This window comes from Fulvivirga sp. M361, from assembly GCF_007097395.1.
GTDB lineage: Bacteria > Bacteroidota > Bacteroidia > Cytophagales > Cyclobacteriaceae > Fulvivirga.
This window is the reverse complement of sequence record NZ_VKDC01000120.1, coordinates 1-1,054: the sequence shown is the minus strand read 5'-3', so window position 1 is coordinate 1,054 and position 1,054 is coordinate 1. Positions and strand designations below refer to the sequence as shown.

Here is a 1,054-nt window from a genome sequence, read left to right as displayed (position 1 = left end):
TTACCGTCAACTCGTAAATACCAGATGCGGTAACCGTTGGATTTTGTAAGGATGAACTAAAGTCAGGACCAATCCACGCGTAGGTTACTCCAGTTGTAGCTGAAGCTCCTTGCAACGTGACACTTTCCAAACTACAGGTCAATACATCACTGACACTGGCAGTTGCACCTGGTTCAGTTATATTCTGCTCCACCGTCACCTGGGCGGTAGAGGTACAGCCATTCGTCGGATGAGTTACCGTCAATTCATAAATGCCAGGTTCCATGATGGATGGATTTTGTAAGGCTGAAGTAAAGCTTTCAGGGCCACTCCACGCGTAGGTTACTCCAGTTGTAGCTGAAGCTCCTTGCAACGTGACACTCTCCAGACTACAGGTCAGTACATAACTGACACCGGCGGTTGCGCCGGGTTCAGTTATGTTCTGCTCCACCGTCACCTGGGCAGTAGAGGTACAGCCGTTCGTCGGATGAGTTACCGTCAATTCGTAAATGCCCGGTTCCGTGACGGATGGGTTTTGTAAGGCTGAACTAAAGTCAGGACCAATCCACGCATAGGTTACTCCGGTTGTAGCTGAAGCTCCTTGCAACATAACACTCTCCAAACTACAGGTCAGTACATCACTGATACTGGCGGTTGCACCGGGTTCAGTTATGTTCTGCTCTACGGTTACCTGGGCTGTGGAAGTACAGCCGTTCGTCGGATGAGTTACCGTCAATTCGTAAATGCCCGGTTCCGTGACGGATGGGTTTTGTAAGGCTGAACTAAAGTCAGGACCAATCCACGCGTAGGTTACTCCGGCTGTGAAAGAACTGCCTTGTAGCGTGACACTTTCCAAACTACAGGTCAGTACATCACTGACACTGGCAGTTGCGCCGGGTTCAGTTATATTCTGCTCTACGGTTACCTGGGCGGTAGAGGTACAGCCGTTCATCGGATGAGTTACCGTCAATTCATAAATGCCAGGTTCCATGATGGATGGATTTTGTAAGGCTGAAGTAAAGCTTTCAGGGCCACTCCACGCGTAGGTTACTCCAGTTGTAGCTGAAGCTCCTTG

1 pseudogene is annotated in these 1,054 nt (G+C 49.7%); it reads right to left on the bottom strand.

Annotation, left to right across the window (positions count from 1 at the left end):
* Positions 1-1,054: pseudogene (locus FNH22_RS32295) on the bottom strand (hypothetical protein); the annotation flags it as partial.